This is a genomic window from Planctopirus limnophila DSM 3776 (assembly GCF_000092105.1).
Classification (GTDB): Bacteria; Planctomycetota; Planctomycetia; order Planctomycetales; family Planctomycetaceae; genus Planctopirus; species Planctopirus limnophila.
The window spans coordinates 3891833-3909352 of the sequence record NC_014148.1 but is presented as its reverse complement, the minus strand read 5'-3'; the positions used below and the strand labels follow the sequence as shown (position 1 = coordinate 3909352).

Genomic DNA, 17520 nt, shown 5'->3' with positions numbered 1-17520 from the left:
GTCAGGAGCTTTCTCATAGCGGCAATCAGGGTGGGGTAAGGCTTTGCGCAACCCACCAACTCGGACTGAGCGACAGGTTCACGTATTGGAATCTCTATTCACAAGCTATTGCCAGAGTCGAATGAGGCGTTTTCAGCTCTTGAAAGGAGGTGTGCGAAGGCGCTGGAGGGAGTGGATCTCGTATTGGTCGGGTTCCAGCGTCTGTTCGACCAGTTCCTTGAGGTGTTCATGATGCGTGAAGCACAGGATTTGAGTGCGGCGAGAGAGTTCTCCCAGCACCTCCAGGGCATAACGCGTGCGCTCATCATCGAACTGCACCAGCACATCATCCAGCACCAGCGGGAAGGGGGGGTGCTGATGCAGGTACTCTTCAATCCACGCCAGCCGGATGGCCAGAAAGAGCTGGTCGGCGGTGCCTGTCGAAAGTTCAGTCACTCGCAGCGTGCGCCCATCGTGACAACGCACCAGCAGTTCTTGAGAACCATCCTCGGAATCAATCTGCAAACCTTCAAACACACCGCCCGTCATGCGTGTAAAGATCGACGCAGCCAGGGCAAAGACCGGCCCCTGATGCTGCTCTCGATAGGTTTTGATCGCGGATCGCAAGAGCTCGGCGGCAGTCACTAATCGCAGATACTCCCGGCTATCCTGTATAATCAGCCGGCGAAGATCACTGGCTTCTTCATTCAATTCCGCCGCTTTCGATTCTCCACTCATGCCTGCCAATGCCAGGCGGGCGGCTTCCAGGCGCGCCGTCGCTTGTCCCAATTGCTCTCTTAAGGAACTGATTTCCTGTCCGAGTGATTCAATTTCCGGAGGGAGTGTCGCTGGGTCGACTTCGAGTGCCTGCTGAATCAGCTCTTCGACCGAATTGGTACCGCATTGCCGGGCCAGTTCGAGTTCGTGGTGAACGGCATCATCGATCAGTTTTCTACGAAGGCGGCATTTCTCTCGCAGTGCCGTCAATTCGGAGGGTTCTTTGAGCCTGGCCTGCCTGAGAGCCTGGTTCAGTTGTTCCTGGGCAAGTTCCAGTGCATCACCCAGTTGTTCCACAGCGGCAGTCAGACGCTCGATAGTGGCCTGCTGCTGTTGATATTGAGCCTGCTGCACGCGGGCGGAATTTTGTCGAGTCTCGATGGCTTGCGAAAGTTCAACGGGCGGGAAGCTGGCAATCAGGTTCTCGGCTTCAAGGGGAATCGACGTGCGGACAAAATCGAAGATCTGTTCCTGAAAGGTCGATTCATCTTCGGCCATACCCGAGAGTCTCTCCTCGAGCTTTTGAATTGAGTTCTGTGTCTGCTCAAGAAGTTGAAACTGTTCTAACAACTCCGCGAGTTCATCGGGTGTGGTCGACTCTTCCCAGCCAGTGGCCAGGATGGCGGCTTTCCACCGGAGTTCCCACTCCTGGCTGGTCGATTGCCAGGCTTCGAGATCGTGTTGATAGGCTGTCTGATCATCATTCAGACGTTGCCTGTCGAGTTCGAGCAGGTCCGCAGCACGAATTCTTTCCAGCAGGTTCTGGTCGTCGATCTTGAGCCGTGCATGAATTGTGGGCAAAGGTTGAGGTTCGGGAGCATCGGACTCGATGCTCTGTGAAGTGTCGAACTGGTGGCAGAAGATTTCGCACTGTTGATCGTGAGCGGTGAGTTCGTCGTTGATTGCCGCGAGCTTTTCGCCGAGTTCGATCAACTCGTGTGCCATGCGAGACCAGACCAGCATTTCGCGAGGGGATCGGGGCGAGATGCCTGTTGAACTCCACAAGTTTTCCCAGCGATGAACTGCCTGGCTTTCGAGATCTTTCTGGGTGGTGAGTCGCTCTTGCAGTTGCTGGATGGAAGTTGAGAGTTGCTCCGTTCGCAGGGCCAGCTCTTGATCGCGATAGACATTGGTGGCCTGCTTGAAGAGTGCATCAGCCAGTTGATCGGCCTGCTGTATGGATTGCTGCACGATCTGAGCCTGTTCGATCAGCTGCTGATGGTCTGGTCGCGGTTCACTTTCCAGTTGTTGCTGGAACTTTGCCCAGAGCTGGTCACGTTCACTTCGAGCGGCGGCCAGATCTTCGGGCGTGGCTTGCAGAATCAATGTGCGCAGTCGTTGCCGCTCTTCGATGGCGTGTGACTGTTCGAGCCGTGCTTTTTCGAGAGCGGCCACCGCTGAGAGGACCTGTTGGTGCCAGGTGTCGATTTCTTCGCGGAACTGTTCGATCACGTCGTGAGGGGGAATGTTCGTTGACGAGAGCAGTGCGATCTGTTCCGAAAGTGTGTGTGCTTCCGCCCACTGGCTCATGAGCGTTTGTGGTTCAAGCTTCTGCCAGGCCTGGGCGACGTTTCGTTCGAGTGTCGTCTGGCTGATGCGGAGAGTTCTGATCTTCTGATCGGCTTCGAGCAGTGAAGCGGCTGTTTGCAGCGTCGCTTGAGTTTTCGCCAGCTCTTGCCGCAACGTCTCTCGACGATCGACTGGTTCGCTGGCAATTCTGGCTGTGGTTTTGGCCAGGGCCTGTGCACGATCTGTCAGTGCTTTTTTGCGTTCGGAGAGTACCAGCCACTCGGCCTGAAGTGCTTCGAGCTCTCTACGGAGTCTCCTGGGGATCGAAGCGGATTGATCCGCAGGAGCCCATTTCCACTGATCGAGGATGGTCTGTTGTCTGGCTTTTGCCAGAAGCAGCTCTTTTTGAACTTTGGGAGTGTCTTTGCGGGCCTTTTGAATTGATCCGCGTGTTTCGACGAGTTCGCGAATGGTGCTTTCGTGTTCCAGCCAGATCGATTCGACAGGAGGCAATTGATCGAGGGTGGATTTCAATTGCTGCAATTCGTCGAGCTTGACTCGTTGCTCGTGAGCAGCACTGAAGATCTTCTGGCGAACAGTTTCCACCTTTTCAAAAAATTCTTCATCGAGCATGGGCAAGTCGGCATAGCTTTTCAGTTGCTGCCTGATCTGCCGAAGTTGCCGGGCCGGAGTACAGGCGGCATTGAGCCTCGCCAGATGGCTGACTCGTTTTTCCAGCTCTTTGAGTTGTGACTGCAGCTTGTCTTTGGTGGTACTTGCCTGATCAAACTCGGTTTGAACGTCGCGCCAGGCCTGTGGCTTGACCATCAACTGATTGACTTTGGCAATCAGGTCGGCATGTTGGCGGATCTGGCTGTTGATGGGGGGATTCTGTGCTCGAGGGGCGAACAGGCTGGCTGCCTCCTGGGACAGCGCTTCAAGAATCTGCGGTGCTCCTTGTAGCTGAGAACCTGCGAAGAGGATGGTCCCGATATCTCCTTTCGAGTTGAGCAGTTCGTTACCACCTTGAACCAGCCGGGCATGGTCAAGCCCGAAGAACTGTTCAAAGCGGGTACGATCCACCTGTTGCAGCCACCGGCTCAATTCGGCTTCGTCGACCACCGTTTTGTCATCCAGGCCACGCAAGGCCTGTTTGGTTGCTTTGCGGCGGAGAAAACGGAGCTGCTGGCCATCATCGCTGATCAAAGAGAGACCAACACGACGATCCCGATAAGGTTGAAAGGACTCACCATCCGGCAAGGTATGAGGAAAGCCGTACAGAGCATCAGCCAGGGCCCTGAGTGCGGTACTTTTGCCCGCCTCATTGGGCCCGATAAACAATTGAAAACCTCGGGATGGATCGAGGTTCCAGGTCGTCTTGCGGAATGGGCCGACATTTTCCAGATGGAGTGAAGCAATCCTCATGACCGCCCCTTTCGACCTGTGGAGACTTGTGTCTGGGGCTGCTCCAACCGAGCCGAAAGAAGTGCTAAAGATTCTTCCAGGAGTGGACTCCACTCGATTCCAGCATTAGTTGATGCCTGGTTTGTCGTAGAGCCTGCAGCGTGCGAAGAGGTGGGGCCAAGGACATCACTCCACGAGATTTCCGCAGGGAGCTTCTTCCGCAAATCCTCAGTCAGGTTTTGCATCAGACGATGCAGTTCGGGAGAGGAATGGGCTGCCTGCAGTTCCGACCGGGCCAATGCCAGCAATTCCTGAGAGGCAGCACTGGTCAAAGCGGCATCGATGGATGCCTCTGGAAAAGTTGTGCGGAGCGAAAGGTCTTCGAGCCACCAGTTGCCACTTCCTGACTGTACCACCAGGCTCTGAATTTCGGCACGAAGTTCCCGCTGGCGGTCGATGAGCTGACCATGACAAGTTGTGGCCCCCATCAGTTCGATGCGCAGGGCATGTGGTTGGGGATCTGCGGAAGTGCGAAAAGCGCGCAGGTGATCTTCAATCAGTGCGAGAATTTCGTCTCGGGAAGATAATCCGTCCACTGAAATCGAAAGCAGTTCCCAACGAAAGACATCGAGGACAATTGACTCTCGCTGGAGAATTCCATTCGGTTGATACTCGATGATTTCGCAGCCTTTGGGCCCGCATTCACGAATATGGCGCCCCTGCAGATTTCCTGGAAAAACCGCCATCCCGCCACTGGCCAGAGGAAATTCCTGCCGCTTATGAATATGGCCTAAGGCCCAGTATTCGTAGCCGGTCCGGGCCAGATCGCTCAAGCTGCAGGGGGCATAAACTTCGTGCCCTTCGAAGCCTGTCAGCGACGTATGCAGGAGCCCTATGTTCAAGAGGCTGTTGATTTTAGCGGGATAGTTCGCCGACAGATTCTGCGGCACGGCCCGGTTCTTGAAACCTTGCCCATGCAGTGCCAGACCGCAATCCTCGAGCAGGAATGTCTCGGGTGCATCGACACTTAAAACTTTCACGTTGGGGGGTAAAGGAAGCTGCTGGGTGATGACTGACTGGGCATCGTGATTGCCGGTGATCATCACCACCGGGATCCTGGCGTCGGCCAGCTTCTGGGCCTGCCTCACGAAGAAGAGACCCGTCTGGTGGTCTTTCCAGTCGCCATCGTAAAGATCGCCAGCAATCACGACTGCGGAAACCTTTCGCCTTAAGGCTTCGTCAATCAATCGCTCGAGTGCTCTGCGAGGAGCCTGCTGAATTTCAGAAACCGGGGCACTGGCATCGCGGGAAAGTCCACTTCTCGGACTGTCGAGATGCAGGTCGGCTACGTGCAGAAAAGAGGGCATGGGTTGAAAACGTCACTGCAGGGAGGGAATCAGTATTGAACCCGGACAAGAACTGGGCACTCGTGCAGTATAGCCGAAAGAAGATCGAAGTACCTGGTTCGAACAGTTCTGGGAGGAATCACAATTGGAAATGGCGGGCGAAAAGTTGTTGAACATGCTTGCGCAGAGCCGCAAGCATGGCACACAGCACACAAAGCATGGCACACGGAGAGATTAAAGTTTGCTGCCCAGGGCCTGCAGACGCGAAGCGATGACGGCATGGAAGACCAGGCTGATCAGCGCCATGGCCATGATGTTGATCAGAATCCCTGCCGCAGCACCCAGCGGGTCGTTGGCGGCACCGGCAAAGGCCATGAGAATATATGTCAGAGGACAGCAACTGCTGCCAAAGAAGACGATGACAAAACTCAACGGGAGAGCCCCCCATTTGAGGAAGAGCGAAATCGTGGTGACAAGATTCAGGAAGATCACCACCAACGTGACTCCACACCAGACTATCGGCTGACCAAGGACTTCAAATGTCGATTCGAGTGTGCGATCGACGTACGCCGAGGATGCGAGAATTCCCACCCAGGCGAAGAAAATCGAGATGAACGTGGGAACCAGTCCCAGCAGGCAACCCACTGCTTTCGAATAACCCAGGTAGGCGACGGAGCAGGGGAGCATCAGCAATGCCGAAAGTGTCTGGTTCTGCAATTCGGTTTGGAAGATGCGAGAGCTGTAAATCGAGGCTTCGATAATCAGGACAAGAATGAAAATCGTCAGCGCGATCGCGAACAACTGGTCGAGTTCGAAGTAACTGCCACTCCCGAAAGCACCGGCAAATGACATCCAGAAATAAAGGACAATCACCACAATCCAGATGAGCAACTGTCGAAAAAAGAGCCATCGTGGCCCGCCCGCCACAAAGTAAAAGTCTTTCCAGATGAGCGGGTTCTGCCAGGCCTGCCCCAGAGGAGACCGCTGAGCACGACCGATTTTTATCGGCATGAACAAATTGCGTTCGGCGACAAAGCCGGGACGTTCGTAACGTGTCAGCCGGTCAAAGAGAATCCACGAAATCGCAAAGAAGAGTAAACCACCAATAATGTTCGAAATGACCTGTGTTGTGGCCAGCATTTTGAAGCGAATCTGCCAGACGGCCCATGACCAGGAGGAAATCGGTTGCCCATCCTCATCCACAGGGAGAACATCACTCAGATCGCCATAGCCCGAAGAGACAATCTGGCTGAGTTCACTCGCCACGGAAGTCTGTTGCAGCAGATCGCTGGTGGCGACTACCCAGTTCGAGATGGTTGTTGTCGGGCCACCGGCAGTTCGAATCTCTGACGAAATGTAAAAAGCGAACCAGGGCATGATGAAGTAGAGACCAACCCAGAAGCAGGTCAGAGCAGCGGCTGTTCCACCACGAGCACAGATGACCGAAGAAAACAGGCCCGCATTGGCGAGAAAGATAATAAAGGCACCTAGAGCCACATACGCCGCCAGAATCTGGTCGAGAGTTGCCCCACCCAGCGTGATTGCCAAGAGTGTAAAGGGAACTTGAATCGTCAACAGAATCAGAGCGCTGATCAGTCGGCTGGTCGATTTGCCCAGCAGAATTCCAATCGGACTGATCCCGGCCATGCGCAAGAGGCCCAGAGTGGCCTCTTCTTTCTCTTCAGTAATGGCTGTCGAGAAGTAAGTCACTCCCGAGAAGAGAATCACCAGAAAATTCAACCAGGCGATATTCTGAAAGAACCTCAGCCCGGGAGCACCGAAGCTCCCTGCTTCGAGCTGTGCAATCAGTAATGCACCGTACAGAGCCAGTACAAATCCCAGTCGAAAAAGATTTGGTGGCAGTTGCCGGGCGTCGAGTTTCATCGAACGACCCAGGAGTGCAGCAATCCCGTGATACATCTGTGATTCGACTCCCCAGGTCTATCGAACAAGGCGAAATGATTTCAATCACTTCCAACAGATATCGTTAACGAACACCAGCCGTTGTCAGATCCATGAAGGCTTCGTTGAGTTGTCGCCGATCTTCACTGAAGCTGACCAGCGGGACACCCAGAGAAGCGACGCGCACGACGAGTTGATTGGCATCGAGCCGGGCAGGATCAAACTCGACGCGATAGCCGGCCCCTTCGCCCGATTTTTCCGCCGAAACAACCCCTTCGATCTGAGCCAGAGCTTCTCGCATTTCGGGTGAACCAGGAGCAAACTCGAATCGCAACGTGTGGCGATTCTGGGGATTGGTCAGCAGATCACCAATGCGGCCTGAGAAGCGAATTTCTCCCCGGTCGATGATCGTGACGGCATCACACAGTTCGGCCAGTTCCGAAAGAATATGCGAGCTGATGAAGATTGTTTTGCCCATGCTCCGCAGGGCTCTCAAAATATCCATCAACTCAATACGTGCTCGCGGATCCAGCCCTGAAGCTGGTTCATCGAGCAGTAAAAGTTCCGGATCATTGACCAGCACTCGCGCCAACCCCACGCGTTGCTGCATGCCTCGCGAAAGCCCGCTGATCAGATCGTTCTGGCGATGGTTCATATCCACCAGCGACAGCACCTGCTCGATCACTTCGATGCGGCGGGCTGGTGGCAACCCATAGGCCGCTGCAAAGAAATCGAGATATTCGTTGACAGTCATCTGCCGGTAGGTACTGAAGTGATCGGGCATGAAGCCGATCATCGTGCGGACTTTACGAATGTTATCGACGACATCTTCGCCAAAGACGCGCACGCGCCCGGCTTGTGGCTGCAATAACGTGCAGACCAGTTTCAGCGAAGTGGTCTTACCCGCTCCATTGGGCCCGACGAACCCATGCAGCGCTCCTTTTTCAACGACAAATGAGACGCGATCCAGAGCCTTCTTTCCCTGATAACGATGCGTGACGTTATGCAGCGAGATCGCATGGTTGGGATCGGCCCAGGCAATCTGATCTGACGCCTCTTCAGCAGCACCAGCGGGAGAAGACGCCGCTTTTTCAAAGTCTTCATTGTCCAGTGGAGTCGGCTGCTGGACTTGATCAGGAGGGACCGCCTGAGTTTCATCATCCGACATGTGATTCATAAATTTCCTCGGTGACGTATGGATTCAAAACGTCATGGATGGGGCTAAAAGTGTTGTCGTATTCTGTGCGGGTCCGTCGCTTGGAAAATCTATCGCTCCAGCGGAACTGGCAGCACGTAAGCCGCCCAGCCTCGCTGGAGGATTCCATCGCTGGATTTCAGTTCCAGTTCGGGTGGCGGGTCAGCGAAGAAGATCGCGTAAGCTTTACCTGCGGGGAGAGCCATCATCCCGTCCGATGATTTTTCAGAGATGTTGGCCGCTCGGACGGTCAGCAATGGCTTGAGTTTCTCGAGGATCTGTTCCCGATCCATTTTTCGGGATGATTGACTCGCAAAGGGAAAGGGCGTGCCATAGTCGCCGCCGAGAAACGCGGAGAGTTCTCCCCGTTTTTCACGGACATTCCACACCTGGGAACCTGCGGAGGTGTTCGCATCAGCTTTTTCATTGGTGGGAGCATTCACTGGAAAGAGTGACCTCACCTCTTTGCCACACACGAGAAAGGCACTGCCGGGTGTCGTGGGAAATTTCCCACTGACAAGCAAGTCACCCGAAACCAATTCGGGTGGCGACACGTCCTGATTCACATTGAGCTGGAGCCATTGCACTTGAGGAACTGGCTGAAGAATTCTCTGCCGGTAAGAAAACTCACGGTGAGAATAAGGCGGAAAGTTTACATTCATCGAACCATCGGTACCGCTGCGAACAACTCCCTGGACAGCTTCCTGAGACTGGCAGGTGGCATACGATAAACCGGTTCCCTGATGGCGAATTGATCTTTGACCGCTGGAGGTCACGAACATACTGCCCCAGCCTTCGACAGCCCAGGCGTTATCAGCGACGGGTCTTAAGATCGCCACGCTGTTGATCTGGGTTTTTTCGCCATAACCGCGCTGCCCCAGAAATTGAAAGAGCCCGCCAAAAATCACCACAGCCCCCAGCGTGACGGCAAAGGTGATCTGGTAACTCTTCCACTTCAGCCCGAGCAGCCAGGCGCCGGGAAAGACGAGAGCAATGTATGCCAACGACAGCAGATGAATCAGAGGCCATAAATGCTTGGGCTCGCTGATCTCTTTGAGCGTACTGAAGAAACCGCGGTTGTAGTATTCACCGCCTTCGTAGTCGATGGTGTTGTAATAGTTATTGGGGTTATCGGGAGTCGGGTTCTTGCGGCCAATCTGCGCGAAAATCTGTTCGGTATTGAGTTTCGTAAAACTGTTCTGATGCTTCACCACCTTGCCAGCCTGAATCCGCTGGCTGTCAAGCGGCGCATTGAGGACAGCTAGAGGGCCAGTCAATGTGGGTAACGAACCCGAACTGCCGGGAATGAGATGCAGTTCTCCACCTAATGCAATCCAGTCGAGCAGTGTCCGGGCTCGTGCTTCTTCCCAGTTGGGTTGATGATCCAGCAGGATATGGGAGACATCGTTCAGACCGGCGGTCGAGACCGGAAAATAGGTGTCGGCCACCTTAGGAATTCCATTCAGTGTCTGGCTTAAGGCCGGGTTGCCAACCAGATGCACCACACCGGGAGGAGCAGGGGCTGGTGATGGAAGTGTGATCGAACCTGGCTGATCGGCAATTGTCAGTTGCCAGGTCTCGTTCCATTCACCTGCATAGACATACAACTGCACGATTCTCTCGGAATACGGGCTGAGAAACACCGGCTCGACATAAGAGACATCGACAGGAGAGGGGCCGATGTACTTTCTCACGCGTACATAGCCATCGTACGCCTCAGGACTGTTATTACGCAGCACCAGCGAAAGCAGGTTGAATTGCCGCTTGGCGACATTTCCGCTGAGCCCCCATTTGGAAGATTCGAGGTCAATAGCGTACGCCGATTGCGCAGCCAGCACACAGGTGGCAATGACCAGAGCTTTATTGAGGAGCTGCTGGCTGTTGGCGAAAGATGGCCCGATCCATGCCCAGCAGCGACGAATCATCGAAGCTGCCCGCAAAGGAAACAAACGAACTGGTCGAAGGATCGGCTGGTTCATGAAGCCTTTCGTATCTCGCTTGATCGTCAACAGATCTTCAAATCACGACTTGGTAGCAAGTTCGACGGGCAGGTGTTCGACACGGGAACTCTCGAAGAAGTTCGAGCGATCACCATGCTGAACACGCTACTCGATGAGACACTCTATCGAAAGGTTTTGTCGAGAATTCCGATTGAATTTGTTGATGAATGCCGGAAGGAAGCTGTCCCTTAAAGATTTCAGTAAATGTTTATTGAGCGTCGAGCCAGTTGGTACCAATGGCCACATCCACTTCCAGTGGGACATCCAAAGGTAAGGCCTTTGTCATTTCTTCACTGACGAGGGCACCCAACTCTTCTGCCAGATGAGCAGGAGCTTCGAGAACGAGTTCATCATGAATCTGTAACAGAAGTTGCCCCGGATGATTCTCGCGTTCGAGCCGATGATGAACTCGAATCATCGCCATTTTGATCAGATCAGCAGCTGACCCTTGAATTACCGTGTTGATCCCCGTGCGTTCGGCCATGTTTCGATTTCGATTGCGTTCACGGGGGCCGCGTACTCCCTCAATGGGCCGGCGGCGACCAAGGATTGTCCGTGCATAGCCAGTTGCGAGGCATTCATCGAGCACGTTTTCCATAAAGGTCGTGACACCTGCATACCTCGTAAAATACTCATCGATAAAAGTCGTGGCGGCTTCTCGGCTAATCCCGAGTGCGGCACTGAGACCATAAGGGCTCTGGCCGTACATCACGCCGAAATTCACCGCTTTCGCAATGCGGCGCATGTCACTGGTGACATCTTCCAGGGCCACCTGATGCACTTGAGCCGCCACGAGGCGATGGATGTCCTCACCGTGTTCAAAAGCGGAAACCAGTGCCGGATCCTGGCTGAAATGGGCCAGCATGCGTAGTTCGATCTGCGAGTAATCGGCACAGACAAGTCGCCACTCCGGGTCGCACGAAACAAAGGCCCTGCGAATGCGGCTCCCTTCTGGAGTCCGAATAGGGATATTCTGCAGATTCGGATCGCTGGAACTTAACCGGCCGGTCGCAGCCACCACCTGATTGAACGAGGTATGAATACGCCCCGACTGCGGATGAACCAGGAGTGGCAGTGCATCGAGGTATGTCCCTTTGAGCTTGGTCAGATGCCTGTGCTCGGTAATTTTCGCAGGCAAAGGATGCAAGGGTGCCAGAAGTTCGAGCACTTCCTGATCGGTACTGGGGCCAGTCTTGGTTTTCTTTTGAACTGGCAGCTTTAGTTCTTCAAAGAGGATTTTTCGCAATTGCATAGGGGAATCGATATTGAACTCCCGGCCCGCCAGTTCATGAATTTCGGACATCAACCGGGCCAGCGTGATCGATAGCTCCTGGCTCTGCCGTTCGAGTTCAGGGACATCGACCTTGATCCCTTTGAACTCCATATCGGCCAGTACCGGAATCAGCGGCTTTTCAACTTCATCGTACAGCTTCCAAAGTCCAGCCTCCTGGAGTTGTGATTCAATGATGGGTGCCATGCGCACGACCAGTTCAGCATCTTCGGTGGCATACTCGGCGACGCGCTCGATCTCGATCTGATTCATGGTCTTCTGGTTTTTGCCACTTCCCAGCAGATCCGAGATCGGAATCGTGGCGGCAGAGAGATACTTTTGCCCCAGAACTTCCAAGTTATGCGAACGCGCTCCCGCATCGAGCAGGTAGTCACCCACCATGGTGTCCAGCCCGATGGTGGCGGGTCGAATCCCCACCTTGCGCATGGCCAGCAGGTCAAACTTCACATTCTGATTGATCAGTTGGCATTGGGGATTTTCGAGAATGGGCTTGAGCGTCTGAACGACTGCAGTTCCGTCAAGCAGCACGCTTCCTGGAGGCCCGAGGACAGGCAGATAAACCGCCCTGCCTGGCTGGCCATGCTGGGCTGCCCAGGCAATGGCCCAGCCCACGATTTCATCTCGCAAAGGGTCGAGCCCGGTTGTTTCCAGATCGATGCAGATTTGCGTGAGCAATGGCAATTGCCGGGAGAGCGCTGCGAGTCCTTCCGGAGTGTTCACCATTTCCCAGGTTCGCTCCAGCCTTTGTAAAGGCTTGGATGGTACCACAGTGTTGTTTTCAGGCGCTGAGAAGAGTGAATTCTCAGCAGGATTCCCATCATTCAACGATGGTGTAGTGGTCGCCGAATTTTGAGTTGTGCTCGCTGCGGAGGATGGAACCTGTCCCAGGACTCTGGCGGCTTCATCGACCAGTTTACGGAAGCCTAAGCGCCGGAACAGTGCCTGCAGCTTTTCTACATCGGGACGGAAGTGTCGGCCCGCTTCCGGGTCAAAATCGAGTTGAAGTTCTGTGTTGAGCCGGACGAGTTTCTGGCTGAGCCGGGCTTGTTCCGCAAAGTTCTTCAGGTTTTCTTTCAGCTTGGCACCCGGGGCCTGATCGGCATGGGCCAGAACCCCTTCCAAAGTCTCAAACTGCTGCAAGAGAGCCGCTGCCTTTTTGGGCCCGACCAGCGGCACACCGGGTACGTTATCGACGGCATCCCCGACCAGTCCTTGAAAGTCCACTACCTGATCAGGCCTGATGCCCCACTCTTCGAGCAAGGAGGCTTCGTTGAACCAGGTCATTTTCCTGAGGTTATAGATCTGAATTTGCGGCGTCAGGAGTTGGCGGGCATCTTTATCATTCGTGACAATGGCGACATCTGTTCCATGCCTGGCAAATTGTGCAGCCAGCGAAGCGAGTACGTCGTCAGCTTCCCAGCCATCCTGCTGAATGATGGGGAGTCCAAAGGCTTCGAAAACCTCTTTCAGGAGAGGGATTTGTGGTCTGAGATCTTCGGGCATCTCGGTACGATTTGCCTTGTATTCTGGATACCACGATTCGCGAATCCCGGGGCCCGGGCTATCCATGGCGCAGATGAGCCAGGTGGGCTTCTGCTTTTCGATGAGCCACAGGAGATCGCGGCAAAAGCCAAAGACCGCATTGGTTGGCTGACCAGCAGGGCTGGTCATCGGCGGGATGGCATGGAACACCTGGAACATGACGCCGAACACATCGATCAGCCAGGCGCGTTCCCTGGGTATTGTGGGAACAGCGGTGTCTTTAGTGCTCTCTGTGCCTGGAGAATTCATCGCCGCTGGAGATTGCTCGGTTGTTTGAGAGTCTTCGGGCGAAGGAGTGATTGCAGGTGGGAGCTGAGATTGTGGCTCGGGTTCAAGATCGGAAAACAGATCGCGCGGATTCACTTCATCGGCCGTACGGTTTTTGGAAGTTGGATCTCGACGCATGAAGAGGTTCTTTGGCAGGAGGATCATTCGAGGATCAAAAGTTGGCTTGTGGCAGACTCGCGACATGAGCGATCGCCAGGAAAACTCATCATGCCAACACAGGGAGCCTGACATTTCAGACACAGGGCCACGAGCACGGGAAACAGGATCAGGTCAGATACACTGATCTTTTGTCTTCGCGGTGACAACCATGCCCAGCCCACAGCAGGTTCGTGGATGAGAGCCCCAATGATTTGAGCAAAGTTGCGGTTCGATGCCTTGCCGACGATACAACCGACAGCCTCTGCAAGAGTTTATCAAAAGCTGGTCGTCCCAAAGAAATCAGACCAAATCAGGGATTGTTTGTGGTCGATAGTCGCAGGGGAGAGTCTGCACAATTCAGTGCGGCCTGTTCGTCATTTGGCAGCAGCCAGTCACGAGTAGGAAATACAGGATTGTGCTCATCGTTTAACCAGGCTGCAGAATCGTTATAACCGTTTTTGCAGTAACGCCTTGACTCGACTCGGTGGCCTATTAGACTGGTGTAAACAGGTAAAACATTCCGGCAATCGTCACGATGGGTGCGTAACTCTTGTTCGAGTGATCGCTCAAGGTGGTTGATTCCGGTCTGCCTGCTGTTTGCGGGAGCAACAGTCGCGTATTCGCCACGGAATGGCGTCGATTTCGAGGTGGAGAACAGCATGGCTGAAAAGCAATCCCCTGCAGTGGTTGGTTCGCTCATTTTCTTTGTGATGCTCAGCATCATTCTGGGAGTGACGACCTACATGTTTCACAGCAACTGGTCGACAGATCAGGCGAAAACTGCTGCTGCAGAAACGAAAGCCAGGCAGTCTGATACGGCTTTCAAAAAGGTCGAAAACGATCTGATTGAGCTGAAGAAACTGGTGGGGCTCGATCTGGCCGAGGTGGTGGATCCGGCTAACCCGAACAATCCGCAGACTGTCGCCGGCAAAATGCGCGAGGAAATGCGGAATCTGGGTGGATCACTCGCTCAGCCCACTTTCCTGGCCACTCTGCAAAAATTGCGGCAGGAACTCGATACGACGGCCGCTGATCGTGATCAGATTACAGCGAACCTGAATAAACTTCAGGCTGATCTGCTGGCGTTGCAGAAGGCTTATCAGGATCGATCCGATCAGAACGATCAGAAGCGGCTCGTGGCTGAGACTCAACTGCGCAACAAAATTGACGAAGTCGCCGAGACCGTCAACGCCAAGAACAACGAGATCAACCGTCTGCGCAACGATTACAACCAGATTCAGGTTGAGATGGATACCGTCAAGGATCAGGCGGCCCGCGATCTCACCAAGCGCGATAATCAGATTCGTAACCTGAACATCATCAATCGCAATCTGGCTGATGAAGTCGACAAGGTGACGCAGATCAGTTTCGAAGTTCCCGATGGGAAAATCACCCGCGTGGATAACAACACCCGACTCGTCTGGATCAACCTGGGTGAGACTGATCTGCTCAAGGTTCGCACCACATTCAGTGTCTACAACAAAGACAATTATGGCGTCGGTCGCGGCAAGGAAGATGTGAAGGGCAAGATTGAAGTGACCCGTATTGTCGGGCCACATCTTGCCGAAGCTCGTATCATCGATGAAGACCTCTACCGCCCGATTGCGCCTGGCGATCTGATTTATACACCTCTCTGGAGTCCTGGTCGGCCTGAAGCATTTGCCTTTATCGGCGGGATCGATATCGATAACGACAAGCGTAATGATCGCGATCTGCTGCGAGAAGTGCTGACTTCTGTGGGAGCATCCATCGCTGCGGAAGTCGATGACAACGGCGAACGGACAGGCGGCCCCATCACTGAGAAAATCAAGTTCCTGGTGATTGGCGACATCCCGGATGTGGCCAGTGCCAGTGCTGACGATGAACGGGCTCGCTTCGAAAAGATTGCCGAGCATCTCAAGGATATGCGTAATGAAGCTCGTACTTACGGTGTGCGAATTGTGTCGTTGAGTGACTTCATTGCCTATGTGGGCTACAAGCCAAAACGACGTCTCTTCACTCCGGGCGACGACCGTCCTTACACGCTGAAAGCTGGAGCAGCCAGTGCTTCGACGGCAGATCCTTTGGGTGAGCGATCATCTACGGGTAACACATCAAGTGCCTTCCAGGGTGAACGTCGTCTGCCACCTCGAACGTCCACGGGCCAGACCAGCGGGGCTTTCGGCAGCAAGCCATAAGGTCTGCCGATGGTTCGTAACGAATGATCGACCCCAAGCACTCCGCATTCACATCGAATGGCGGAGTGCTTTTTTTCAGGTCTGCTCAAAGTTCGATCAATGGCATGCTCCGGGCAAAAGGATCGAGTTCTGATTCCAAGCATTAACTATGCGTCGTGTGCCATGCTTGCGGATCGGAACTGTCACTTATGCACAACTTTTGCGTTGCGCTGATCTCGCGTGTCGCTGGAAATTGGGTGGCTGGGGTCAAACGTCCTCGTTTGCCCCCAGGTTATTGGAAGATGATGACATCCGATGCCTGCCATCCCTGCGTGTCATTAAATGTGAATTGGATGGACTTAAAGACCACGCCCTTCCGCAAAGCCTTCAGGGTCGTGCCACCCAAAAGGGTGCCTACTCAACCCAAGTTAAGTGTGATGGCAGGCATGCGCATGGCCCGGCTTCTTGTTGTCGTGAAAAGTCACGACAACCCATAGATAAAGAGTTGGGCACGAGTTGGCCGGGCCACCCGTCATCACTTTTGTCGGGCTGAGCTTTGGCGCAAGGCTGTGTATAGAACACAGCGGCCACGATTCTCATCCAGATGTAATCTCTGACAATTGACTACTTGGCCGCAGGTTCGACAAAGAAGCGATGAATGGTCGTCTGCTTGTAGGTTTCACCTGGCTTGAGTGTCGTTGTGGGGAACTCTGGACGATTCGGTGAATCGGGAAAGTGCTGCGCTTCGAGGCAGAAGGCACCATGTTGGACGGCGTTCCCGTTTTCGGCCGTGCCATTGAGGAAATTCCCTGTGTAGAACTGAATCCCTGGTTCGGTTGTCAGAATTTCCATCCCTCGGCCTGAAGAAGGGTCAATCACTTTAGCGGCAGGACGCAACTCGCCGGGAGTCCCATTGACCACATAGCAGTGGTCGTATCCACCGTGGCCATTGACCGTCTGGGCGATCGCATCGCCGATGGCGTGGGGCTTGGAGAAATCCATCGCTGTCCCGTTGACGGCAACCAGTTCTCCCGTGGGAATCCCACCTTCATCGACGGGGAGGTATTTTTCGCACTTCAATTCGAGGATCTCGCCCAGAACTGTGCCATTCCCGGCACCAGCCAGATTCCAGTAACAGTGATTGGTCAGATTCAGAACGGTGGCTTTATCCGTGGTTGCTTCATAGCTGATGGCAAGTTCGTTCTTGGTGTTGAGTGCATATGAGACTCGAACCGCCAGTTGACCGGGATATCCTTCATCTCCATCGGGGCTTACCAGCTCAAAGGTGACACCGGCAGAGCCTGGGGTCTCAAACGGAGCAGCTTTCCAGACCAGTTTGTTGAAGCCTGTTTTGCCGCCGTGAAGTGTGTGTTCGCCATTGTTCTTGAAGAGGTTGTATTCGTTTCCTTCAAGAGTAAAGCGGGCATTGGCGATTCGATTGGCGAACCGGCCGCAGATTCCTCCAAAGTAAGGGCCATTTTTGAGGTAGCCATCCAGGTCGGGGAAATTCAGCGTCACATTGGCCAGTTTGCCTTCACGATCCGGCACTTCGACAGAGGTGACTGTGGCCCCCAGATTGATCAGCGAGACTTTCATTCCGGATTCGTTTTGGAGCGTGTACTGTGTAATCGCAGCTCCTTCTGGTGTTGTTCCGTAAGGCTCGGATTGCACAGTCAGCATCGGTTGGCCTTTCATGGCGGCGGCTTCAGCCGGGTCAGCAGTGGTGGATGATGTGGCCGACTTTGTGGGGTCGGTAGGAGTTGTTTTCAGAGGTTGTCCGGGACAACCCAGCAGTGTGGTCAATGTGAGGCAGCCCAGGCCAAAACCAGTGATCCATAATCTATCTGGAAACGATATGCGACGACTCTCCTCTGATGAGGCAGAACTGTGGCTATCTTGAGAATGAAGAAACGCGTGTTGTCGATCCATGAGTTGATCTCCAGAGAGGTCTGCGAGGGTGCGTACCGTGCTTCAGATGTGGGATTGAAAAGCT

Annotated in this window: 8 protein-coding genes; 1 reads left to right on the top strand and 7 read right to left on the bottom strand. The window is 54.1% G+C overall.

The window, feature by feature from the left end:
- Positions 1 to 132 precede the first annotated feature (132 nt).
- From PLIM_RS15495 to polA, 6 genes are all read right to left on the bottom strand, one after another.
- Positions 133 to 3690, bottom strand: coding sequence for a YhaN family protein (locus PLIM_RS15495; protein ID WP_013111269.1), 3558 nt, complete (start codon positions 3688 to 3690; stop codon positions 133 to 135).
- Positions 3687 to 5036 carry a metallophosphoesterase family protein gene (locus PLIM_RS15490; protein ID WP_013111268.1) on the bottom strand — a complete coding sequence of 450 codons (1350 nt, stop codon included), beginning with the start codon at positions 5034 to 5036 and terminating at the stop codon, positions 3687 to 3689. Before PLIM_RS15490 ends, PLIM_RS15495 begins: the two co-directional genes overlap by 4 nt.
- A 213-nt stretch (positions 5037 to 5249) precedes the next feature.
- Entirely contained in the window at positions 5250 to 6935 is a 1686-nt protein-coding gene (locus tag PLIM_RS15485; protein ID WP_013111267.1) for a hypothetical protein, read from the bottom strand.
- 67 nt (positions 6936 to 7002) lie between these two features.
- On the bottom strand, positions 7003 to 8094 hold the full coding sequence (locus PLIM_RS15480) for an ABC transporter ATP-binding protein (RefSeq protein WP_148227138.1): 1092 nt from the start codon (positions 8092 to 8094) through the stop codon (positions 7003 to 7005).
- Positions 8095 to 8183: 89 nt separating this feature from the next.
- Entirely contained in the window at positions 8184 to 10091 is a 1908-nt protein-coding gene (locus PLIM_RS15475; RefSeq protein WP_148227137.1) for a hypothetical protein, read from the bottom strand.
- Positions 10092 to 10320: 229 nt separating this feature from the next.
- Complete coding sequence (polA, locus tag PLIM_RS15470) at positions 10321 to 13350, bottom strand: DNA polymerase I (protein ID WP_230849324.1); 3030 nt, start codon at positions 13348 to 13350, stop codon at positions 10321 to 10323.
- A gap of 680 nt (positions 13351 to 14030) precedes the next feature.
- Here polA and PLIM_RS15465 point away from each other — a divergent pair.
- The gene (locus PLIM_RS15465; protein WP_013111263.1) at positions 14031 to 15548 is read left to right on the top strand and encodes an intermediate filament family protein; all 1518 of its coding nucleotides are present in this window, start codon (positions 14031 to 14033) and stop codon (positions 15546 to 15548) included.
- Between the two features lie 603 nt (positions 15549 to 16151).
- Here the strand turns inward: PLIM_RS15465 and PLIM_RS15460 are convergent.
- Entirely contained in the window at positions 16152 to 17330 is a 1179-nt protein-coding gene (locus PLIM_RS15460; RefSeq protein ID WP_230849323.1) for an aldose epimerase family protein, read from the bottom strand.
- Positions 17331 to 17520: the final 190 nt, after the last annotated feature.

Excerpts from the sequence above, each read along its gene's own strand:
- PLIM_RS15495 (WP_013111269.1), bottom strand. The coding sequence starts at position 3,690 with ATGAGGATTGCTTCACTCCATCTGGAAAATGTCGGCCCATTCCGCAAG.
- PLIM_RS15490 (WP_013111268.1), bottom strand. The coding sequence starts at position 5,036 with ATGCCCTCTTTTCTGCACGTAGCCGACCTGCATCTCGACAGTCCGAGA.
- PLIM_RS15485 (WP_013111267.1), bottom strand. The coding sequence starts at position 6,935 with ATGTATCACGGGATTGCTGCACTCCTGGGTCGTTCGATGAAACTCGAC.
- PLIM_RS15480 (WP_148227138.1), bottom strand. The coding sequence starts at position 8,094 with ATGAATCACATGTCGGATGATGAAACTCAGGCGGTCCCTCCTGATCAA.
- PLIM_RS15475 (WP_148227137.1), bottom strand. The coding sequence starts at position 10,091 with ATGAACCAGCCGATCCTTCGACCAGTTCGTTTGTTTCCTTTGCGGGCA.
- polA (WP_230849324.1), bottom strand. The coding sequence starts at position 13,350 with ATGCGTCGAGATCCAACTTCCAAAAACCGTACGGCCGATGAAGTGAAT.
- PLIM_RS15465 (WP_013111263.1), top strand. The coding sequence starts at position 14,031 with ATGGCTGAAAAGCAATCCCCTGCAGTGGTTGGTTCGCTCATTTTCTTT.